This is a genomic window from Hydrogenophaga sp. RWCD_12 (genome assembly GCF_046604225.1).
In the GTDB taxonomy this organism is placed as follows: domain Bacteria; phylum Pseudomonadota; class Gammaproteobacteria; order Burkholderiales; family Burkholderiaceae_C; genus Hydrogenophaga.
Map to the genome: position 1 here is coordinate 141,817 of NZ_JBKIXC010000006.1, position 21,281 is coordinate 163,097.

The 21,281-nt window shown below is 68.9% G+C and carries 21 protein-coding genes; 13 read left to right on the forward strand and 8 right to left on the reverse strand.

Going from position 1 to position 21,281, the window contains the following annotated elements; genetic code table 11:
* Positions 1-38 precede the first annotated feature (38 nt).
* The 3 genes from ACLIJ1_RS21830 (at position 39) to ACLIJ1_RS21840 (ending at position 3,941) form a co-directional block, all read left to right on the forward strand.
* Positions 39-770 (forward strand): response regulator, encoded by a 732-nt coding sequence (locus ACLIJ1_RS21830; protein ID WP_411367675.1) that lies wholly within the window; start codon positions 39-41, stop codon positions 768-770.
* Positions 767-2,149 carry a sensor histidine kinase gene (locus tag ACLIJ1_RS21835; protein WP_411367676.1) on the forward strand — a complete coding sequence of 461 codons (1,383 nt, stop codon included), beginning with the start codon at positions 767-769 and terminating at the stop codon, positions 2,147-2,149. Before ACLIJ1_RS21830 ends, ACLIJ1_RS21835 begins: the two co-directional genes overlap by 4 nt.
* Before the next feature lie 142 nt (positions 2,150-2,291).
* Positions 2,292-3,941, forward strand: coding sequence for a phosphoethanolamine transferase (locus ACLIJ1_RS21840; protein WP_411367677.1), 1,650 nt, complete (start codon positions 2,292-2,294; stop codon positions 3,939-3,941).
* Here the strand turns inward: ACLIJ1_RS21840 and ACLIJ1_RS21845 are convergent.
* From ACLIJ1_RS21845 to ACLIJ1_RS21855, 3 genes are read right to left on the reverse strand one after another with little or no spacing between them, the layout of a single operon-like run.
* Positions 3,919-5,301 (reverse strand): sensor histidine kinase, encoded by a 1,383-nt coding sequence (locus tag ACLIJ1_RS21845; protein WP_411367678.1) that lies wholly within the window; start codon positions 5,299-5,301, stop codon positions 3,919-3,921. The two genes, ACLIJ1_RS21840 and ACLIJ1_RS21845, sit on opposite strands and share 23 nt — an antisense overlap.
* A complete protein-coding gene (locus ACLIJ1_RS21850) occupies positions 5,301-5,984 on the reverse strand; it encodes a response regulator transcription factor (protein ID WP_411367679.1) in 684 nt (227 codons plus the stop codon). Before ACLIJ1_RS21850 ends, ACLIJ1_RS21845 begins: the two co-directional genes overlap by 1 nt.
* The gene (locus ACLIJ1_RS21855; RefSeq protein ID WP_411367680.1) at positions 5,981-6,346 is read right to left on the reverse strand and encodes a PepSY domain-containing protein; all 366 of its coding nucleotides are present in this window, start codon (positions 6,344-6,346) and stop codon (positions 5,981-5,983) included. Before ACLIJ1_RS21855 ends, ACLIJ1_RS21850 begins: the two co-directional genes overlap by 4 nt.
* 121 nt (positions 6,347-6,467) lie before the next feature.
* Between ACLIJ1_RS21855 and ACLIJ1_RS21860 the strand changes: the two genes are divergently transcribed.
* From ACLIJ1_RS21860 to tcuB, 9 genes are all read left to right on the forward strand, one after another.
* The gene (locus tag ACLIJ1_RS21860; protein WP_411367681.1) at positions 6,468-6,872 is read left to right on the forward strand and encodes a DUF1924 domain-containing protein; all 405 of its coding nucleotides are present in this window, start codon (positions 6,468-6,470) and stop codon (positions 6,870-6,872) included.
* Between the two features lie 28 nt (positions 6,873-6,900).
* A complete protein-coding gene (locus ACLIJ1_RS21865; protein ID WP_411367682.1) occupies positions 6,901-7,419 on the forward strand; it encodes a diheme cytochrome c in 519 nt (172 codons plus the stop codon).
* A 16-nt stretch (positions 7,420-7,435) separates the two neighbouring features.
* Positions 7,436-8,212, forward strand: coding sequence for a cytochrome b/b6 domain-containing protein (locus ACLIJ1_RS21870; protein WP_411367683.1), 777 nt, complete (start codon positions 7,436-7,438; stop codon positions 8,210-8,212).
* A 54-nt stretch (positions 8,213-8,266) separates the two neighbouring features.
* Complete coding sequence (locus tag ACLIJ1_RS21875) at positions 8,267-9,460, forward strand: phosphoglycerate kinase (RefSeq protein WP_411367684.1); 1,194 nt, start codon at positions 8,267-8,269, stop codon at positions 9,458-9,460.
* A gap of 121 nt (positions 9,461-9,581) precedes the next feature.
* Entirely contained in the window at positions 9,582-10,541 is a 960-nt protein-coding gene (locus ACLIJ1_RS21880) for a LysR substrate-binding domain-containing protein (RefSeq protein WP_411367685.1), read from the forward strand.
* A gap of 111 nt (positions 10,542-10,652) precedes the next feature.
* Positions 10,653-11,408, forward strand: coding sequence for an SDR family oxidoreductase (locus tag ACLIJ1_RS21885; protein ID WP_411367686.1), 756 nt, complete (start codon positions 10,653-10,655; stop codon positions 11,406-11,408).
* Positions 11,409-11,431: 23 nt separating this feature from the next.
* Positions 11,432-12,415, forward strand: a complete 984-nt coding sequence (locus ACLIJ1_RS21890) for a Bug family tripartite tricarboxylate transporter substrate binding protein (protein ID WP_411367687.1) — start codon at positions 11,432-11,434, stop codon at positions 12,413-12,415.
* Positions 12,416-12,558: 143 nt separating this feature from the next.
* Complete coding sequence (gene tcuA / locus ACLIJ1_RS21895) at positions 12,559-13,965, forward strand: FAD-dependent tricarballylate dehydrogenase TcuA (RefSeq protein WP_411367688.1); 1,407 nt, start codon at positions 12,559-12,561, stop codon at positions 13,963-13,965.
* On the forward strand, positions 13,952-15,130 hold the full coding sequence (gene tcuB / locus ACLIJ1_RS21900) for a tricarballylate utilization 4Fe-4S protein TcuB (RefSeq protein WP_411367689.1): 1,179 nt from the start codon (positions 13,952-13,954) through the stop codon (positions 15,128-15,130). The genes tcuA and tcuB overlap by 14 nt, the downstream gene beginning before the upstream one ends.
* A gap of 54 nt (positions 15,131-15,184) precedes the next feature.
* On the opposite strand, the gene ACLIJ1_RS21905 is transcribed toward tcuB, so the two are convergent.
* Positions 15,185-17,218, reverse strand: coding sequence for a 4-oxalomesaconate tautomerase (locus tag ACLIJ1_RS21905; protein WP_411367690.1), 2,034 nt, complete (start codon positions 17,216-17,218; stop codon positions 15,185-15,187).
* Between the two features lie 38 nt (positions 17,219-17,256).
* Entirely contained in the window at positions 17,257-18,213 is a 957-nt protein-coding gene (locus ACLIJ1_RS21910; protein WP_411367691.1) for a Bug family tripartite tricarboxylate transporter substrate binding protein, read from the reverse strand.
* Positions 18,214-18,367: 154 nt separating this feature from the next.
* Between ACLIJ1_RS21910 and ACLIJ1_RS21915 the strand changes: the two genes are divergently transcribed.
* A complete protein-coding gene (locus ACLIJ1_RS21915; RefSeq protein ID WP_411367692.1) occupies positions 18,368-19,303 on the forward strand; it encodes a LysR family transcriptional regulator in 936 nt (311 codons plus the stop codon).
* On the opposite strand, the gene ACLIJ1_RS21920 is transcribed toward ACLIJ1_RS21915, so the two are convergent.
* From ACLIJ1_RS21920 to ACLIJ1_RS21930, 3 genes are read right to left on the reverse strand one after another with little or no spacing between them, the layout of a single operon-like run.
* A complete protein-coding gene (locus ACLIJ1_RS21920) occupies positions 19,294-19,707 on the reverse strand; it encodes a YbaN family protein (protein ID WP_411367693.1) in 414 nt (137 codons plus the stop codon). The two genes, ACLIJ1_RS21915 and ACLIJ1_RS21920, sit on opposite strands and share 10 nt — an antisense overlap.
* Positions 19,704-20,114: a SirB2 family protein gene (locus tag ACLIJ1_RS21925; protein ID WP_411367694.1), complete on the reverse strand. Its 411-nt coding sequence runs from the start codon at positions 20,112-20,114 to the stop codon at positions 19,704-19,706. The genes ACLIJ1_RS21920 and ACLIJ1_RS21925 overlap by 4 nt, the downstream gene beginning before the upstream one ends.
* A gap of 32 nt (positions 20,115-20,146) precedes the next feature.
* A complete protein-coding gene (locus ACLIJ1_RS21930; protein WP_411367695.1) occupies positions 20,147-21,250 on the reverse strand; it encodes an alkene reductase in 1,104 nt (367 codons plus the stop codon).
* Positions 21,251-21,281 lie beyond the last annotated feature (31 nt).

Consider the following 21,281-nt stretch of genomic DNA (forward strand, 5'->3'; position numbering starts at 1 on the left):
GGGGTCTTTACTTGGGGGCGCGCTGCGCCGTTGCACACATGCGAGCTCTGGTGGTGGAAGATGATCCCGGCATTGCCAGCGGCCTGAGCCTGTCGCTGCGCCATGCCGGTTATGCGGTGGACGTTTGCGGCACCCTGGACTCGGCCTGGACGGCGTTGTGTGTCGAGCACTTCGACCTGATGCTGCTCGATCTGGGCCTGCCCGACGGCGATGGCCTGGACCTGCTGGCGCGGGTGCGCCGCTCTGCGGTGCGCCGCGCGGGGCAGCCCAGCCTGCCGCAGAACGACATGCCGGTGCTGATCATGACCGCGCGCGACGGCGTCAGTGACCGCATCACCGGCCTGGACGGTGGTGCCGACGACTACATCGTCAAACCCTTCGACCCCAACGAACTGCTGGCGCGGCTGCGCGCCATGCTGCGCCGCGCCAGTGGCCGCAGCAAACCGGTGATCGAACACGGTGACCTGGTGGTCGATCCGGCCGCGCACTCGGTCGAGCGCGCCGGACTGCCGGTGTCGCTGGGCGGCAAGGAGTTCGCTTTGCTGCTGACTTTGCTGCAGGCCCGTCCGCAGGTGCTGTCCAAGGCGCGGCTGGAGTCGGCGCTGTACGGCTTCGGCGAAGCGCTGGAAAGCAACGCGATCGAGGTGCATGTGCACCACCTGCGGCGCAAACTGGGCGAGACGCTGATCAAGACCGTGCGCGGTGTCGGCTACTTCATCCCGCAGGAAGCGACGCCGACGGCAGCGCCCGGCCCGGCGGAACGGCCGTGAACCTGCCCGCCGCCACGACCCGGCGCTCGCTCTGGCGGCATCTGCTGCTCTGGGTGCTGGGCGCCCAGCTGGTGGTCTGGGTGATCGTGATCGCGGTGGGCTGGAACTCCAGCATGCGTGAGACGCGCAAATTCACCGACGGCCACCTGGTCGCGGTGGCGAACCTCTGGATGGGCGCGGCGACGTGGCACCACGAGGGCGAGCCGCCCTGGCCGTTGCCGGTGCCCAGCAGCGAGACTCACGAATACGCGCAGGACGTGGCCATCATGGTCTGGGAGAACCGGCGCCTGGTGAACGACAGCGACCAACTCGTGGACGGTCTGGACCTCTCGCGCCTGCCGGACAAGGGTCTGGTCACCCTGGTCTACCGCGACGCCAAGGGAGAGCCGCACGACTGGCGCGCCTACGTCGAGACGGCGCGGGTCGACGGGCGCGAGCGCCGTGTGATGGCGCTGCTGGACTTGAAGAAGCGCTATGTGCTGGCACGCGACATCGCCGAACACCTGGCGCAGCCGGCCATCCTGCTGCTGCCGCTGCTGTCACTGGTGATGTGGTGGACACTGCGGCGCGGATTGCGGCCGCTGGAACAGCTTTCGGACGAGGTGGCGACGCTGGACGCGTTTGCCGGCCAGCGGCTGGAGTCGCAGCACCGCTTCCGCGAGTTCGCCAGCACGGTGACTGCGATCAACACCATGGTCGACACGCTGCAGGAGCAGGCGCAGCGCGAACGGCAGTTCGCCTCGGATGTGGCGCACGAGCTGCGCACGCCGCTGGCCGTCATCACGCTGCAGGCGCGGGCCGCACAGGTCGAGGCCACGCCCGAGCGGCTGGCCCGGCTGGAACAGGAAGCGCTGCGTGCGGGCCGCATCCTGACCCAGCTGCTGGACCTCGCGCGCGCGCAACGCGCCTCCAGCACCGGCGATGGCCAGGCCGGCGAACCGGTGCAGGACGCCTTGCTGGGCGAGGTGGCGGTGCGCCTGATCTCGGCGCATGCGCAGCTGGCCCATGAGAGCCAGCACGAGATGTCTTTTGTGGAGGACGGCGGGGACGTGCGCGTGCGGGTCAATCCCATGCTGCTGGAGCTGGCCGTGCGCAACCTGGTCGAGAACGCGCTGCGCCACACACCCGCGGGCTCCCAGGTCGAGGTCCGCGTCTGGCAGGACGGGCAGGGTCGCGGCATCGCGGTCAGCGACGACGGCCAGCGCGAGGGGGTGTCGGTACCGCCGGCGCAGGCCTCGTCCGGACTGGGGCTGGGCCTGCGGCTGGTCGAGCGCATCGCCGAGGAGATGGGCGCACAGCTGGTGCGCGACGGCGGCGAAGCCCCGATGACCACGCGGTTTGCCCTGCACTGGCCGAGTCCGGCCGGTGCCGAGGGTTAATGCCGGGTTAACAGTCACCGGAGACAATATCGGGTTCGCTGCGGCTCCCGCGGCTCCCTTTGTGCGACCGATGCAGGCAACGTCACCCTTTCTGAAACAGTCCGCCGCAGACCCGCAGGCCCGGCGCAAGCCCCTTTGGGCGGTGTGGCTGGTCGCCCTGTGGCTGACCGTGGTCGGGAACCTGCCGCTGTGGCAGCGCGTGGCATCGCTCACCGCCGATTCGGGGCACCAGTTGCCGCAGCTGCTGGGTCTGGGCGTGCTGGTGCTGGCCCTGATCGCCGCGCTGCTCTCGCTGCTCAACTGGCCGCGCGTGTTCCGTCCGGTGGCGACGCTGCTGGTGCTGGTGGCGGCGGCCAACAGCTACTTCATGTGGCAATACCGGGTCGTGATCGATCCGTCGATGATGGCCAACGTCGCCAACACCGACCCGCGCGAGGTCCGCGACCTGCTGTCCTGGCCGCTGCTGGTGACGCTGGCCGGGGTCGCCGGACCGGCCCTGTGGTGGATCTGGCGCCGGGCGCCGGGCTGGCATCCGCCGCTGCGGCAGGTCGGCCGCAATCTCGCTGGCGCGCTGCTGGCGCTGGCGGTCGCCGCGGCCGCACTGATGGCAGGCTACCAGGGCATCGCTTCGCTGATGCGCGGCCACAAGGAGCTGCGCTACATGATCAACCCGCTCAACAGCGTCTACGCCTCGGCGGCGCTGGCGGTCAACGCCGGCACCCACGCCGTGACGACGCTGGAGCCGGTGGGCACCGATGCGAAGCTGGGCGCCAGCTACGCTGCCCAGGCGCGACCGCCGCTGGTGGTGTTCGTGGTGGGCGAAACCGCGCGGGCGCAGAACTGGGGCCTCAACGGATATGCACGGCAGACCACGCCGTCGCTGGCGCAGTGGCAGGCCAACGACGGGCTGGTCAACTTCCCCAACGTGACGTCCTGCGGCACCAACACGCAGGTCTCGGTGCCCTGCATCTTTTCGCCGCTCAGCCGCGACGAGGGTGGAAACGAAACGCCGCGCAGCGAGAACCTGCTGGACGTGCTGCAGCGCGCCGGGCTGGCGGTGCTCTGGCTGGACAACCAGTCGGGCTGCAAAGGCGTGTGCGACCGCGTGCCGCATGCGCAGGCTTCGGAGCAACCGGTGGCGGGACTTTGCGATGGCGGCGAATGCCTGGATGAGGCCATGCTCAGCGGTCTGGACGCGCGCATCGCCGCGCTCGACCCCGAGCGCCGAGCGCGCGGCGTGGTGCTGGTGATGCACCAGATGGGCAGCCACGGACCGGCGTACCACAAGCGCGCGCCCGAATCGAAAAAGCCCTTCCAGCCCGAGTGCCGCAGCGTCACGCTGTCCGAGTGCCCGGCCGACCAGTTGCTCAATGCCTACGACAACTCGATCACCTACACCGACCACTTCCTGAGCGAAACACTGGGCTGGCTCAAGCAGCACGCCGCGGCGGGCCGCTTCGACACCGGGCTGGTCTATGTCTCGGACCATGGCGAATCGCTGGGCGAAAACGGCCTGTTCCTGCACGGCGTGCCCTACGCCCTGGCGCCGGTGCAGCAAAAACATGTGCCGATGGTCAGCTGGCTGTCCGGCGGGCTCCAGAAGCGACTCGGTGTCGACGCGGGCTGCCTGCGCGAGCGGGCCGCCAAGCCCGCTTCGCACGACAACATGTTCCATTCGGTGCTGGGGCTGATGGACGTCACGACCTCGGTGCGCCAGCCGGCGCTGGACCTGTTCGCGCCCTGTGCGGGCGGTGCAGGCGCTGCGCCCGTCAGCGCGTCGCCGGCAGGCTGATTCGCGCGCGCAGACCGCCGGTCGCGCCGTCTTCGAGAGCCAGCGCGCCGCCGTAGAGGTTGGCCAGCTCGGCCACGATGGCCAGTCCCAGGCCGCTGCCCGGCGTGGCTTCGTCCAGCCGCACGCCGCGCGAGAGCGCCGCCTGGCGCTGCTCGGGTGCGATGCCCGGCCCGTCGTCGTCTACCGTGATTTCCAGCCGGTCGCCGCGCAGTTCGGCGCCCACATGCACCTGCGTGCGTGCCCACAGGCAGGCGTTGTCCATCAGGTTGCCCAGCATCTCCTGCAGGTCCTGCTCTTCACCCGCGAACGCCCACTCGGCAGGAATGTCGTCGCATCCCAGATCGAGATGGCGCCCGGCATGCACGCGCGCGAGCAGGCGCAGCAGACCATCGACCACCGGCGCCAGCGGCGTGCGCTGGCCGGGCAGGCGCTGCGCCGCCGCCACGCGCGAACGCTTGAGGTGCCAGTCGATGTGGCGCCGCGCCAGGCCGACCTGGTCTTTCACCAGCACCGCCAGCGGCGTGGTGCCGGCAGGGCTGCTGGCGGCCTGGTCGAGCACGGCCAGCGGGGTCTTCAGCGCGTGGGCCAGATTGCCGGCCTGCGTGCGCGCGCGCTCGACCACTTCGGCGTTGCGGTCGAGCACACCGTTGAAGTCGTCGATCAGCGGCTGGACCTCGGCGGGGAAGGCACCCTGCAGGCGTTGCGTGCGGCCCTCTCGCAGGTCGGTCAGGGCGCGCTGCAGGGCGCGCAGCGGCGCCAGACCCACCGCCACCTGCGCCAGCGCCGCCAGCGCCAGCAGCAGGCCCAGCGCCAGCAGCGACATGGCCAGCACCCGCGCAAAACGCGCCGAGGCCGCTGTCACTTCCTGCAGGTCACCGGCGACCACCAGGCGCCAGTGGCGCTGCGGCGTGTCGGCCGAAAACACCGTGCGCTCGACCAGCAGCAGCGTGGAGCCGCGCGGCCCGGTGTCCTGGTGCACATGAACCTGGCCGTCGGCGGGGGTGTCGGCTTCGGGATGCAGGCGGTCGTCCCAGAGCGAGCGCGAGCGCAGGAAGCCCTGGTTTTCGCTGGTCGTGCCGGCTTCGTCGAGCTGCCAGTACAGGCCCGAATAGGGCCGCTGCCAGCGCGGGTCGGAGAGTCGTGCGGGATCGATCGTGGCCTGGCCGCTGGCGTCGAATTCGAGGCGCGCGGTGAGCTGGTCCAGCTGCTGCACCAGCGTGGCCTGGAACTGGCGCATCACATGGTCCTGGAACAGGCGGTGCAGGAACAGGCCAGCCAGCGCCAGCGCGACCGCCATGGCGGCCAGTGTCGCGGCCAGCCAGCGCCCGCGCAGCGAGAGCGTCCTGCGCCAGGTGGGCATCAGGCCTCCGTGCGTTCGCTGCCAGGTGGCGGTGTCATCCGGTAGCCCAGGCCACGCACGGTCTCGATCAGGTCCTGCGGCAGCTTCTTGCGCAGGCGGCCGACGAATACCTCGATCGTGTTGGAGTCGCGGTCGAAGTCCTGCGCGTAGATGTGTTCGGTCAGTTCGCTGCGCGAGACCACGGCGCCCTGGCGGTGCATCAGGTAGTCCAGCACCTTGTATTCGTGGCTCGTCAGGTTCACGTTCTGGCCGTCGCAGGTGACCCGACCGCTGCGCGTGTCCAGCGCCAGCGGACCGCAGCGCAGCACCGGCGAGGCCTGGCCGCTGGCGCGGCGGATCAGCGCGCGCAGCCGGGCCAGCAGCTCTTCCATGTGGAAGGGTTTGGTGAGGTAGTCGTCGGCACCGGCGTCGATGCCGGCGACCTTCTCGCTCCAGTTGTCTCGCGCGGTCAGGATCAGCACCGGCATCGCGCGACCGGCGTCGCGCCAGCGCTTGAGCACGGTGAGGCCATCAAGCACCGGCAGGCCGAGGTCGAGGACCACCGCATCGAAAGGTTCGGTGTCGCCAAGAAAGTGGGCATCGCGCCCGTTGTCGGCCTCGTCGACCACGTAGCCGGCGGCCACCAGGCCTGCACGCAACTGTGCCCTCAGGATCGGCTCGTCTTCCACCAGCAGCAATCTCAACGCGATTCCCCCTGCATGGGCCGCGGCGGGCGCACGCGACGTCCGATCACTTCGCCGGTGGTGGCATCGACCTCCAGCCGCAGCAACTGGCCACCGGTCTGCAGCAGCTTCACTTCGTACACCCAGCGGTCCGCCGATGGTTCGAGTTCGATTTCCAGCACCTGCCCGGCATGTTCACGCTCCAGCTTCTGCAGGACGGTCGACAGCGGCAGGATCTGGCCGGACATCACGGCCTCACGGGCACGCTCATGGTCGCCGCGGTCGCGGGCAGAGGCCGTCGTCATCAGCAGCGCGCAGGCACCCAGCACCACCGCGACCAGCAGGGCGTGCGGGCTTGTACGGGGCGGGCGGATGGAGCGCATGCAGCCATTGTGCGCCGCTGCCCTGAACGCCGGATGAACGCGCACTTCAGGGTCGGTTCAAGCCCCGGCCGGCAGCATCCCTCCCATCGCATCCATTCCATCCATCACCTGCGAGGACACCATGCACATCCGATCCGCTTCCACCCTGGCCGCCACCCTGTTCGTGCTGCTGGGCAGCGCTGCCGCCCAGGCCGCCGAAACCACGCCCGCGGCCCAGCTGCAGTACTGGAGTGCGCAGGCCGGCGCGCCGGGCAGCGCCGCCAAGGGCCAGACCTTCTTCAATAGCAAACACGGTGGCGAGTGGTCGTGCTCGTCGTGCCACGGCACACCACCCACCGCGCAGGGCAAACACGCCAACACCGGCAAGGTGATCGCTCCGCTGGCACCGGCCTTCAACGCCAAGGTCTTCACCGACAGCGCCAAGGTCGACAAGTGGTTCAAGCGCAACTGCAACGACGTGCTCACGCGCGAATGCAGCGCTGCCGAAAAGGCCGATGTGCTGGCCTACCTGAACAGCCTCAAGTAAAGCCCTTCACCGCACACAAGGACAATCCATGAACACCCTCCTGAATCATGCGCTGCGCCCCGGTCTGGCCGGCCTGCTCTGCCTGTCGACCCTGGGCGTGGCCCACGCCGACGGCGGCCGCATGATGCCGCGCGACATGCCCAAGGCCTACACCGCCGAATGCGCTTCCTGCCACACGGCCTACGCGCCCGGCCTGCTGCCGGCCCGCTCGTGGCAACGGATCATGAGCGGCCTGGACAAGCACTACGGTACCGACGCCTCGCTCGATGAGGCGACCGTCAAGCAGCTCTCGACCTGGCTGCAGGCCAACGCCGGCACCTACAAGCGCGTCAACGAAGAACCGCCGCAGGACCGGCTCACCCGCTCGGCCTGGTTCGAGCGCAAGCACCACGAGATACCGGCTTCCGTCTGGAAGCACGCCAGCATCAAAAGCGCCGCCAACTGCGGCGCCTGCCACACCGGCGCGGACCGAGGCGATTTCGACGACGACAACATCCGGATGCCGGCCGGCGTGAGCCTGGGCCGCCGCTGGTTCGGACACGACTGAACGCAGGAGCCACACCATGCAAGCCACCACACCCCTTTCCGCCAATTCCGCCGCCACCGCACCGCGCACCGCCCAGCCGGTCGCCGCCCGCGGTCGCCTGATCACCGACGCGCCCACGCGCATGTTCCACTGGCTGTTTGCGCTGAGCTTTGTCGGCGCCTACCTGACGGCCGAGGGCGAGCGCTGGCGCATGCTGCATGTCACGCTGGGCTACACCATGGCCGGTTTGCTGGCCTTTCGCGTGCTCTATGGCCTGTTCGGCCCGCGCCAGGCGGGACTGGGTCTGCTCTGGCGCAAGCTGGGCAGTGCGCCGGCCTGGTTGAAGTCGTTGCGCACGGCCGGGTCGCTGACGGCGGTCAACTGGCGCCAGGGACAGAACCTGCTGATGGCGCTGGCGGTGGTGGCCTTGCTGGTCATGGTGCTGCCGCTGACCCTGAGCGGCTACGCGACCTTCAACGAGTGGGGGGTGTTCCCCGGCGAAGACTGGCTGGCCGAACTGCACGAATTCTTCGGCGAAGCGATGCTTTTCGTGGTGCTGGGACACCTGGCGCTGATCGGCGGCCTGAGCGTGCTGCGTCGCAAGAACCAGGCGGCACCGATGCTGACGGGTCGGGTCGACGGACCCGGACCGAGCCTGGTCCCGCACAACCGGCGCTGGCTGGCGGCCTTGCTGCTGCTGGCGGTACTCGCCTATGGCGCCTGGGAGTGGCAGCAATCGCCCAAGGGGTTGGTCCCGGCCAATGCCTGGAGCCAGGTGCCGGGCGGCGAAGCGTCCGGCGGGGATGACGACTGAGTGCCCCGGCGCATTCCCTACAATTTGCCTCGAACATCCGACCGAGGCTTCACCATGCAATTCATCCGTTTCTCCGATCTCTGCGCCCAGGGCAAGGCCAAGGGCCAGCGCGTCTTCATCCGCGCCGACCTGAATGTGCCCCAGGACGACGCCGGCAACATCACCGAAGACACGCGCATCCGCGCCAGCATCCCGGCGATCCAGATGGCGCTGGATGCCGGTGCCGCCGTGATGGTCACCAGCCACCTGGGCCGCCCCACCGAAGGCGAATTCAAGCCCGAAGACTCGCTGGCGCCGGTGGCCGCGCGCATGGGCCAGCTCATGGGCCGCAACATCCGCGTGGTGGCCGACTGGGTCGACGGGGACTTCTCGGTCGCTCCCGGTGAAGTCGTGATGCTGGAGAACTGCCGCCTGAACGTGGGCGAGAAAAAGAACAAGCCCGAACTGGCCGCCAAGCTGGGCAAGCTGTGCGACATCTTCGTGCACGACGCCTTTGGCACCGCGCACCGCGCCGAAGGCACGACCTACGGCATCGCCGAAACCGCGCCCGTTGCCTGCGCAGGCCCACTGCTGGCGGCGGAGATGGACGCCATCGGCAAGGCCCTGGCCAACCCCAAGCGCCCGCTGATCGCCATCGTGGCCGGCAGCAAGGTCAGCACCAAACTGACCATCCTGCAGGCGCTGGCCAAGAACGTCGACGGCCTGATCGTTGGCGGCGGCATCGCCAACACCTTCATGCTCGCGGCCGGTCTGAAGATCGGCAAGAGCCTGGCCGAGCCGGACCTGCTGGGCGAAGCCACGGCCGTGATCGCTGCGATGAAGGCGCGTGGCGCCGAAGTGCCGATCCCCGAAGACGTGGTCTGCGCCAAGGAATTCAAGGCCGATGCGGTGGCGACGGTCAAGGCGGCGACCGATGTGGCCGACGACGACATGATCCTGGACATCGGCCCCAAGACCGCGGCCAAGCTGGCCGAGCAACTCAAGAAGGCCGGCACGATTGTCTGGAACGGTCCGGTGGGCGTGTTCGAGTTCGCGGCCTTCGAGAACGGCACCAAGGTGATCGCCCACGCGATCGCTGAATCGAGCGCGTTCAGCATCGCCGGCGGTGGCGACACGCTGGCGGCGATTGCCAAGTACGGCATCGAGAAGGATGTGGGCTACATCTCCACCGGCGGCGGCGCTTTCCTCGAAGTGCTGGAAGGCAAGACGCTGCCAGCGTTTGAAGTCCTGGCGCGCCGCGCAGGTTAAGTCCCCCCCCCCCGCGCCGCCTGCGGCGTCACCCCCGGGGCGATGCCTGCGGGCCGGGAAACCCGGACTCGCGGCATCCTGGTCGAGGGCGACCCCGTGGCGAATCCTCTCTCCCTTCATCATGGAACTGCGTCAGCTTCGTTACTTCGTGCGGGTGGTGGAGCTGGGCAGCATCAGCCGGGCCGCCGCCGACCTGGCGCTGGTGCAATCCGCGCTGAGCCAGCAGATCACCCGGCTCGAAAGTGAGCTGTCCACGCGGCTGCTGCAACGCAGTCCGCAGGGTGTGACGCCGACCGAGGCCGGGTTGGCGTTTTTCCGCGAAGCGCAGCTCACCCTGCGCCACGCCGAGCAGGCGGTGCGCTCGGCGCAGGAAGCGCGCCTGACCGGGACCGTCAGCGTGGGCCTGGCGCCCACCACCGCGGCGGTGCTGGGTTTGCCGCTGATGACAGCGATGCGCGAGAGTTACCCCAATGTGCGGCTGCACATGGTCGAAAGTCTCTCTGGCCACCTGAGCGCCATGTTGAACGCACGGCAGATCGACCTCGCCGTTCTGTTCGATTCCCGCATCCAGGCCAGCCAGACCCTGCGCAGCGCGCGGCGCTGGAGCGTGCTGCCGCTGCTGGAGGAAGACCTGTTCCTGATCACGGCCCAGGCCCATGCGGCGCCCCGGCGCGGCGCGCGCATCCGCATGAACCAGCTGCGGGACGAGCCATTGATCCTGCCGTCGGGGCCGCATGGCCTGCGCAGCGCGCTGGACGCCGCGTTCGCGCGCGCCCGCGTCACCCCGAACCTGGTGCTCGAAATCGATTCGCTGGCGATGCTGATGGAGGCCGTGTCCGCCGGGCTGGGCGGCACGCTGCAACCGTGGGCCGCGGTCTCGCGGTTTGCCGACGTGGCCACGCGCTTTCACATGGCACGCATCACCGATGCGGGGGTGACGCGTGAAAACTGGCTCTGCGCCCTGTCCGAGGAGGAGCTGTCCCCCGCTGCGCTGGCCGCGCGCGTGGTGCTGCGCGACTGCGCCCGCGCGCTTGTGGCGGAAGGCGCATGGCCCGGTGCCGTGCTGCGCGATCCGGCCTGAGTGTCCTCGCCGGGTATCACGATCCGTGATGCCCCCATGCCAGGGGAGGGCTGGCGTGAAGCGCCGCGTCTCCATACAGTCCTCGTGAGGTTCAGAACACGAGGAGACACGATGGACATGCAACTGCGGGGCAAGACGGCGCTGGTGACCGGCGCGAGCGCGGGCATTGGCCGGGGCATCGCCCTGTCGCTGGCGGCCGAGGGCGTTCGGCTGGCGATCACGGCGCGGCGCGTCGATCGTCTGCGCGAACTGGCGGCCCAGATCACTGCGGCCGGCGGCGCCGAACCGGTGCTGATCGAGCAGGACATGTACGCCGAGGACGCGGCACAACGCATCGCGTCTGCCGCCGTGCAGGGCCTGGGCCATGTCGACATCCTGGTCAACAACGCGGGCGGATCGCGCAGCTTCAAGGACCTGCACGTGAGCGAGGCGCAGTGGCAGGAAGCGATCACGCTCAACTTCCACCGCCCGCGGCAGCTTGGCGATGCCTTGATCGACCAGATGATCGAGCGGCGCTGGGGGCGCATCGTCTGCATCACCGGCAAGAGCGAGCCCGACCACATCAATGGCGCCTTCTGTGCCAAGGCCGGCATGCACAGCTGGGCCAAGGGACTCTCGCGCATGGTTGGCCCGCACGGCATCACGGTCAACTGCGTGCCGCCCGGCCGCATCCACTCCGAACAGATCTTCCGCAACTACACGCCCGAGTACCGACAGTGGCAGTGCGAGAACGAGATTCCGGTCGGCCGCTACGGTGAGCCCGAAGACCTGGCCAACCTGGTGACCTTCCTGGCCTCGCCACGCGCCAGCTACATCACCGGCGCCGTGATCCCGGTTGACGGCGGTCTGCGCCGCTACCAGTTCTGACAACAACCACGAGGAGACACGCCATGAACATCCCCCGCCGACAGGTCCTGGCGCTCGGCGCCGCGAGCGCACTGGGCGCCGCCACCCCGCTGCTGCGGGCACAGTCCACCTGGCCCAGCAAGCCGGTCCGCTTTGTGGTGCCGTTCGCCCCGGGTGGCACCAGCGAAATCGTCGCGCGCAGCGTGGCGGCCGAACTGAGCAAACAGCTGGGACAGAACGTGTATGTGGAGAACAAGCCGGGCGGCGCCGGGGTGACGGCCATGGCCGATGTGGCCAAGGCCGCGCCCGATGGCCACACCATCATCCTCGGCCACGTGGGCACGCTGGCGGTCAATCCCTACATGCTGGACAACCAGCCCTACAACGTTGACAAGGACTTCGTGCCGGTCACGCTGCTGGCCAAGGTGCCCAACGTGTTTGTGATCCATCCCGACGTGCCGGCGAAGAACTTCCAGGAGTTCGTGGCCTACGTCAAGAAACACCCGGGCGAACTCAACTACGGGTCGGCCGGCAACGCCAGCGCGGGCCACCTCGCCATGGAGTACCTCAAGCTGGTCACCGGCATGTTCATGACGCACATCCCCTACCGAGGCACCGGACCGCAACTGGCCGACTTGCTGGCCGGCCGTACGCAGGCGTCCTCGGCAGGCATGCCGGCGCTGGGGGCCTACATCCGCAGCGGCAAGCTGCGCGCCATCGCCGTCGGCACACACCAGCGGATTGCGGCCCTGCCGGATGTGCCGACCGTGGCCGAGATGGGCTACAAGGGCTTCGAAACCTCGCAGTGGTACGGCATCCTCGCGCCGGCCGGCACGCCGCCCGACATCCTCAAGCGGCTGCAGGAAGAGAGCTACAAGGCGCTGCGCTCCAGCGCAGTGACCGAGCGCTTCGCGACCGACAACGCCGTCGGCGGCGGCGGTCCGGCCAGCGAATTCGCGGCCTTCATCAAGGGCGAGCAGAAGGTGTGGAGCGACATCGTCAAGCGCGCAAAGATCAAACCGGACTAGATGAAACACCCCCTGCGCCGCTGCGCGGCTTCCCCCTCTCTCGCCGGTGGCGGGAGGGGGACGGCACCAGAGGCCCGGCGGAGCCGGTTCCTCGGTGCCCCTGGTGGGCGTTGTCTCATGCGTTGCGCGATGGAACCACTGACATGAACCCGGATGTGCTCGTCATCGGCGGCGGCAACGCCGCCCTGTGCGCTGCGCTCATGGCCCGCGAGGCCGGCGCGAGTGTGATGCTGCTCGAGGCCGCTCCGCGGGAATGGCGTGGGGGCAACTCGGCCCATACCCGCAACCTGCGCTGCATGCACGACGCGCCGCAGGATGTGCTGGTCGACGCCTACCCCGAAGAGGAGTTCTGGCAGGACCTGCTCAAGGTCACGGCCGGCAAGACCGATGAGGCGCTGGCGCGGCTGGTGATCCGCGCCTCCGGTAGCTGCCGGCCCTGGATGGTGCGCCACGGCGTGCGCTTTCAGCCCTCGCTCTCGGGCGCGCTGCACACGGCGCGCACCAATGCCTTCTTCATGGGCGGCGGCAAGGCGCTGGTCAATGCGTTCTACCGCAGCGCCGAGCGGCTGGGTGTGCGCGTGCGCTACGGCGCGCCGGTGGACCGCATCGAGATGGACGGCGATCGTTTTGTCGCGGCGCACGTGAAGGGCGAGCGCATTGAGGCGCGCAGCTGCGTGCTGGCGGCGGGCGGCTTTGAATCGAACCGCGCCTGGCTGCGCGAGGCCTGGGGACAGAACCCGCGTGGCGAGTGGCCGTCGGACAACTTTCTGATCCGTGGCACGCGCTTCAACCAGGGTGTGCTGCTGCGGCAGATGCTGGACCTTGGCGCCGATGTCATCGGCGACCCGACGCAGGCGCACATGGTCGCCATCGACGCGCGCGCACCGCTCTACGACGGCGGCATCTGCACCCGCATCGACTGCGTCTCGCTGGGTGTGGTGGTCAACCGCGAAGCTCGCCGCTTCTACGACGAGGGCGAGGACTTCTGGCCCAAGCGCTACGCGATCTGGGGCCGGCTGGTGGCGCAGCAGCCGGGCCAGGTGGGCTACTCGATCATCGACGCCAAGGCGATTGGTCGCTTCATGCCGCCAGTGTTCGACGGCGTGGTGGCCCAGACCCTGCCCGAGCTGGCGCAGAAACTCGGCCTCGACGAGGCCACCTTCATGCAGACCCTCAACGACTACAACGGCGCCTGCCGCGTCGGCACCTTCGACCACACCGCGCTCGACGACTGCCACACCGAGGGTGTGACCCCCGCCAAGACCCACTGGGCGCGGCCGATCGACACCGCGCCGTTCTACGGCTACATGTTGCGGCCCGGCGTGACCTTCACCTACCTGGGCCTCAAGACCGACCACACCGCCGCGGTGCATTTCGGCGGCCGGGCCAGCCCCAACCTGTTCGTGGCTGGCGAGATGATGGCGGGCAACGTGCTGGGCCAGGGCTACACCGCTGGTGTCGGCATGTCGATCGGCACCGCCTTCGGGCGCATCGCCGGCGTGGAAGCCGCGCGGGCCTGTGGCAAGGAGTGGACCGATGTCGGCGCTTGAAACCCTGAACGCGCTGGGCGCACAGGCCGCCGCGCTCGGCCGCGGCGAGGTGGTGCCACAGCCCCTGCATGCCGACGAAGCCGAGGTGGCGCGGGTCATGCAGATCTGCAACGCCTGCCGCTACTGCGAAGGCTTCTGCGCGGTGTTCCCGGCCATGACGCGGCGCCTGTCGTTCGCGCAGGCCGACGTGCACCTGCTGGCCAACCTGTGCCACAACTGCGGAGCCTGCCTGCACGCCTGCCAGTACGCGCCGCCGCACGAATTTGCGCTCAACGTGCCGCAGGCGATGGCGAAGGTGCGTGTCCGCACCTACAGCGACCTTGCCTGGCCCGCGGCATTGGGCAGCCTGTACCGGCGCAACGGGCTGACGGTGGCGCTGGCACTCGCGTTCGGCCTGGCCCTGTTCCTCGCCCTGGCGGTGGCGCTCAAGGGCAAGCTCTGGCAGGCGATCGGGCCCGAGGGCTTCTACGCGATCTTTCCGCACAACCTGCTGGTGGGCCTGTTCGCGCCAGTGTTCGGCTTCGTGGTGTTGGCGCTGGGCCAGGGTGTGCGCCGCTTCTGGACCGGCCAGCCGTCGGCACCGGTGGCTGCGGACGCGGCGCAGGAGGCGGCACGCGATGTGCTCACGCTGCGGTACCTGGGCGGTGGCCACGGCGACGGCTGCAACAACGAGGACGATGCCTTCTCGCTGGCGCGGCGTCGTTTCCACCACGCCACCTTCTATGGATTCCTGCTTTGCTTTGCGGCGACGAGCGTGGCCACGCTGTACCACTACCTGTTGGACCGGCCCGCGCCCTATGGCTACGACACGCTGCCCAAGTGGCTGGGCATCGCGGGCGGGGTGCTGATGGTGGTGGGCACCAGCGGCCTGTTCGTGCTGAACCGTCGGCGGCACCCCCTGCAAGGCGACGCGGCGCAGAAGCCGATGGACCTGGGCTTCATCGGCCTGCTGTTCGGCACGGCCGCCACCGGGCTAGGGTTGATGCTGCTGCGTGGCAGCGCGGCCATGCCGCTGGCACTGTGCGTGCACCTGGGGTTTGTGATGGCGCTGTTCCTGACCATGCCCTACGGCAAGTTCGCGCACGGGATCTACCGCAGCGCGGCCTTGCTCAAGTGGGCTGTGGAGAAGCGGCAGCCTTCCAATCTGGCGCTGGGCGACGACTGAACTCCCCCTCGCTCTGCATTTATCGAGAGCCGTAGGAAAAGCGAAGCAATAGCGTCAGTCGGAAGCCATGTTCAGCCGCAAGCCGGTCTGTCGCACCACGTCCTGCCAGCGCTCTCCCTCCGACAGCAGCAGATCGTGCAGCTCACCCGGCGTCGATGTCTGCACCTGCGCCCCGTCCGCCTGCATGCGTGCCGCCACCTCCGGATCGCTGAGCACCGTGTTCAGCGCGGTGTTGAGCTGGCGCGTCACCGCGTGCGGTGTCTTGGCCGGCGCGAACAGCGCGTACCACTGCGTCATGGCCACGCCCGGCACTCCCGCTTCCTGCAGCGTCGGCACCTCCGGGCAGGCTGCCAGCCGCTCCATGCCCGCCACCGCCAGCGCCTTCAGCCGCTTGCTGCGCAGGTACGGCAAAGCCGTGAACAGGCTCGGGAACATCATCTGCACCAGACCGTTGGCCACATCGGCAATCGCCGGCCCGGCCCCCGAGAAGTCGGCGCGGGTCAGGCGCGTGCCGGTCTGCAGCTGGAACAGCTCGGCCGCCAGGTGCGGCACCGTGCCGTCGCCCGCCGAGGCGTAGGCCAGCGGCGACGGTGCGTCGCGCAACAGCCGCACCAGCGAGGCCACATCGTCCACCGGCAACGACGCGGGCACGACCAGCAGCGTCGGCGAATAGCCGATCAGGCCGACCGGTGAGAAATCCGCCACCGGGTCGTAGCGCAGCTTCTGCAGCGCCGGGTTGATGCCGTGGGTGGCGATGTAGCCGAACAGCAAGGTGTGGCCGTCGGGTTGCGCCGCGGCCACATATTCGCTGGCGATGCTGCCGTTGGCACCCGCGCGGTTGTCCACCACCACCGGCTGACCCAGCAAGGGTCCGAGCTTGCGGGTGAGCGTGCGAGCCATCGTGTCGTTGCCGCCACCGCTGCTGGTGGGCACGATGATGTGCAGCTCGCGCTGCGGAAAGTTGCGCACCGCGCTGGGCGCTGCACTGAGGGGCTCCGGTGACGGCACGGCGGGAGGGAACACATAGCCCGGCAGGTGCAGCATGCCTTGCATGATCTTGCGCGCGGTGCGCACCAGCGCCGCGCTTCTCACTTCGATGGCATCACCCTCGCCCTCCAGGTCGACCGCCACGTCGATCTGACCTGCCGGGTGCAACACCACCAGCGCATGACGGCCAGCCGAACGGGCGATGCCGCTGGCCACCGTGCCGGGCAGGGCAAAGGCCGTGGCGACGCCGATGGCGCCGGTCACAGCGTGCGAGGCGTGGCATTTGTGCGGCGTGAAGTAACGCGAGGTGATGCTGTCCGGGCTGTCGCCCGCACTCACCAGCACCGGCTTGGGAATCACGCTGCCCGACACATCACCCAGTCCCATGCGGCGACCGGCTTCCAGGCGCAGTGCCTCGATGCGCGCCAGCAGCGCGGCGTTGGCGTCCAGCTCGGCCGGGCGTTCGCGGCCGGTGAGGCCGAGGTCGGCCGCGCGCAGCATCATCAGCGGCATGGCCGCGTCGATGCAGGTGACGTCCAACCCGTCGATGGTGTCGATGCGTTTCCCGGTGGGGAACACCTGGCCGGTCACGGCGCCCCAGGCGTCGAGGAAGTTCAGCAGGATGGGCGCCGCCGTGCCGGCCACGCCGTCGATGCGCGCATCGCCGTCGTAGCTCACCTTGCCACCCGGTGTGCAGACCGTGGCCTCGATCTGCGAACCGGTGTTGACGTTGTGGATGCGGACCGTGGTGGTGCCGTCCTGCGCGGGGATCAGGCCCTGTTCGATGGCGAAGGGCGCCACGCCCGAGAGCATGTTGCCGCAGTTGGGCCGCGTGTCCACCGAGCGGTGGCCCACGCCGACCTGGGCGAACAGATAGTCGAGGTCACAGCCCGGGACCGTGGAACGCGAGACGATGGCGACCTTGCTGTTGAGGGTGCTGCCGCCGCCCAGCCCGTCGAGCTGCAGCGGGTCGGAGGCGCCGATGGCGCCGATCAGCGCCTGGTCGCGCGCCTCGTCGCCTTCGGGTAGCCAGTCGCGCAGGAAGAACGGCCCGCGCGAGGTGCCGGCGCGCATCAGGACGCAAGGGATGGAGAGGGACATGGCGTGGTGGATGGTTGGAGAGAAGCGGCGCGGAGGATTCAATCCGCCACGATCTTGGCCTTGGCCACCACGCTCTTCCACTTCACCAGTTCCGACTTGACCAGGGAGCCGAGCTGCTCGGGCGTGCTGGTCTCGACATCGGCGCCATGGTCTTCCATGCGCTTGATCACGTCCTTGTCGTTGAGCACATCGTTGATGACCTTGTTGAGCTTGGCGACCACGTCTTTCGGGGTCTTGGCGGGCGCGAAGACGCCGTACCACTGCTGCACCTCGACGCCGTCGACGCCAGCTTCCTTCATCGTCGGCACGTCGGGCAGCAGCGGCGAACGCTTGGGGCCGGCGATGGCCAGTGCCTTGAGCTTGCCGCCCTTGATGTGTGGCAATGCGGAGAAGAGACTGGGGAACATGAACTGGGTCTGGCCGCCCAGCGTGTCGTTGAGGGCCGGGGCCGAACCCTTGTAGGGAACGTCCGTCATCTGCACGCCGGCGTTGAGCTTGAACAGCTCTCCCGCGAAGTGGGGCGCGGTGCCGTTGCCGGCGGTGGCGTAGACGTAACGGTCCGGCTTGGCCTTGAGCTGCGCCACCAGATCCTTCACGTCCTTGACCTGTGTGGCGGCGTTGGCCACCATCAGCGTGGCGGAGTAGCCCACCAGGCCGACCGGTTCGAAGTCGGTCACCGGGTCGTAGCGCAGCTTCTGCAGCGCCGGGTTCATGGCGTGGGTGGCGATGTAGCCCAGCATCAGCGTGTGGCCGTCGGGCGTGGCGCGGGCCACGTGTTCCGAAGCAATGGCGCCGTTGGCGCCGGCCTTGTTCTCGACGATCACGCTCTGGCCGACCAGGGTGCCGAGCTTCTGCGCGATGGTGCGGGCCATCAGGTCGTTGCCGCCGCCGGCGGCGGTCGGAACGACGATCGTGATGGTCTTGCTGGGGAAGGTCTGGGCAGTCGCGCCGAAGGCGGCGAGGGCGAACGCGACGGCGGAGAGGGTGGTCTTCATGGGGTTTGTCTCCGGAATTGGGGGTGCGAGGCCCGCATCTTCGGATTTGGCCGACCATCTGTGAATTGCATAGTTGGTAAGGATTGATTGATACGATGCATCAATCCAGATTCACTGCAGCAGGTCCAAAACACCGCGGCAAGGAGTGTTTTTCGTGGCATCCCACTTCGATCTCAACGACCTGATGGCGTTTCGTGCGGTGGCCGAGCTCGGCAACTTCCGCAAGGCGGCCGAATCGGTCCACATCTCGCAACCGGCTTTCAGCCGCCGCATTGAAAAGCTGGAGCAGGCGCTGGGCGTGCGGCTGCTGGAACGCAGCACGCGGCGCGTGAGCCTGACCGTCGTCGGCCGGGATTTCGACCGGCAGCTGCGCCAGATCCTCGACGCGCTGGACACCACCTTGCTGGGCATCCGCGGGGTTGCCGCCACCCGCATGGGCGAGGTGACCATCGCGGCGGTGCCGTCGGCGGTGAACTACTTCCTCTCCAGCGTGATCGCGCGCTACCACGAGCGCTACCCGCGGGTGCGGGTGAAGATCATCGACGAGAGCGCCAACAGCGTGCTGCTGGCGGTGGCGCGCGGCGAGGCCGACTTCGGCCTGAACTTTGTCGGCTCACAGGAGGCCGACGTGGAGTTCCAGCCGCTGATGGAGGAGCAGTTCGTGGCCGCCTGCCGCCGCGACCATCCGCTGGCGAAGAAGCGCAAGGTGCGCTGGGCCGAACTGGCACAGTACGACTACATCGCCGCCGACAAGGTGTCGGGCAACCGCCTGCTGCTGGACCAGGCGCTGGCAGGACAGGCCGAACAGCCCCGCAGCCTCTACGAGACCCGGCACGGCACCACCATGATCGGTCTGGTGGAGGCGGGGCTGGGGGTGGCGGTGGTGCCGTCGATGGCCATGCCGGCCAAGGACCACCCGCTGCTGGTCAGCGTGCCGCTGGTGGATCCGGTGGTCAAGCGCATGGTCGGCCTGATCAAGCGCCGCTCGACGGTGCTCACACCGGCGGCACAGGAGTTCTACAACCTTTGCGCCGAGATGCGACCCGCGCGGGCGCGCAGGAACAGCAGGTCGAAGTCCGCTCAGGAGTGACCGGGCGGGCGCCGGGTCGGGATGCGCAAAACCACCCACGCGCCGACCGCGCCCAGCACCACCAGCACCGCCTGCGCGATCCAGCGGTGGCGGAAGCTCCAGATCGAGAAGCTCACCATCACCAGCATCGAACCGACCGCGATCACCTTGGTGCGTCGCGTGAGGCTGCGGTTGGCTTCCCAGTCGCGCAGCATCGGACCGGTGAGCCGGTGGTTGAGCAGCCAGGCGTGCAGCCGCGGCGAGGCCTTGGCGTAGCAGGCGGCGGCCAGCAGCACGAAAGGCGTGGTCGGCAGGCCAGGTACCACGACGCCGATGGCACCCAGGATCAGCGAGGCCGTGCCCGCCAGCCAGAGCAGCCAGCGCACCAGGCGCGAACGGTGGACCTGTGGCGCGACGTCGTTCATGCCGCGAACAGGCCCAGCGGATGGTGCGCCAGCGCGATGCTGGCCATGAAGCCGACGACCATCAGCGCCGCCAGCCAACACATCGCTTTCGCCGCGCGCGTGGGCGCCCGCTTGAGTGCCAGCGTGCCCAGCACGATGTAGACGACCAGCAGCACCAGCTTGGCCAGCAGCCAGTGGTCCTGCGTCGGGTTGAACTGGCGCAGCCACCACAGCGAGCCGCCCGCGAGCAGCAACAGCGAGTCGATGACGGGCGCGAGGCTGCGTGCGGGCGCCTGCATCGGCCACGAGTGCCCGGCGAGCACGCCCAGGCCACGCACCGAGAACAGCCCGACGCTGAGCGTCACCAGCGTGATGTGCAGCGGCTTGAGCCAGGGGTAGATCGCGGCGACCAGTTCGGGCGAGGGCATGGTCCGCGCATCATAGGTCTCCGCGCAGAGGCTCAGCCTTCAAGAAAAGGGTAGTCGGTGTAGCCCTTTTCGCCACCGCCGTAGAAGGTCATCTTGTCCGGCTTGTTGAACGGGCCGCCGGCCTTCAGGCGCGCGACCAGATCGGGGTTGGCGATGTAAGGCCGGCCGAAGGCGACCAGGTCGGCGCCACCGGCCAGCGCCTGCTGAGCCAGCGGCAGGTCGTAGCCGTTGTTGACCATCCAGGCGCCGGTGCCACCCGCGTGGCGGTAGGCGGTCTTGAACGCGGCATAGTCGAACGGCCGGTCGGGCAGTTCGCGTGGGCCGCCGGTCGAGCCTTCGATCACGTGCACATAAGCCAGCCCGTACGGCGCAAGCTTGCGCGCGACATGGTCGAACAGAGGCTGCGGATCGGCGTCGACGATGTCGTTGGCCGGCGTGACGGGCGAGAGGCGGATACCGGTGCGGCCGCCGCCGATGGCTTCGGTCACCGCGGCCACCACTTCGAGCAGCAGGCGTGCGCGGTTGGTGATGCTGCCGCCGTAGTCGTCGGTGCGGTGGTTGGCGCCGGTCTTGAGGAACTGGTCGATCAGGTAGCCGTTGGCGGCGTGGATCTCGACACCGTCGAAGCCGGCGCTGATCGCGTTCTGCGCGGCGTGGCGGTAGGCCTGCACGATGACGGGAATCTCCTCGGCGTCCAGCGCGCGCGGCTCGGAGGTGTCGACGAAGGTTGGCACACCGTCCTTCAGCAGCACGGTCTTGGTGTGGGCGCGGATGGCCGATGGCGCGACCGGCTTCTGGAAGTGCGGCTGCAGTTCGACGTGCGAGACGCGGCCGACGTGCCAGAGCTGGGTGATGATCTTGCCGCCCAGGTCGTGCACGGCTTTTGTGACGTGCTTCCAGCCGTCCAGCTGCTCGATGCCGTACAGGCCCGGCACGTCGGCGTAGCCTTGACCTTCGTGGCAGATGGCGGTGGCCTCGGTGATCAGCAGCCCGGCGCTGGCGCGCTGTGCGTAGTAGGTCGCCATCAGTGGCGTGGGGATGGCGTCGGGCGCGCGGTTGCGCGTCAGCGGTGCCATGACGATGCGGTTGGCCAGATGCAGGTCACCGACGGTGACGGGGTCGAAGAGGGTGGTCATGGGCGTCGAAAAGTTGGGAGCAAAACCGCAG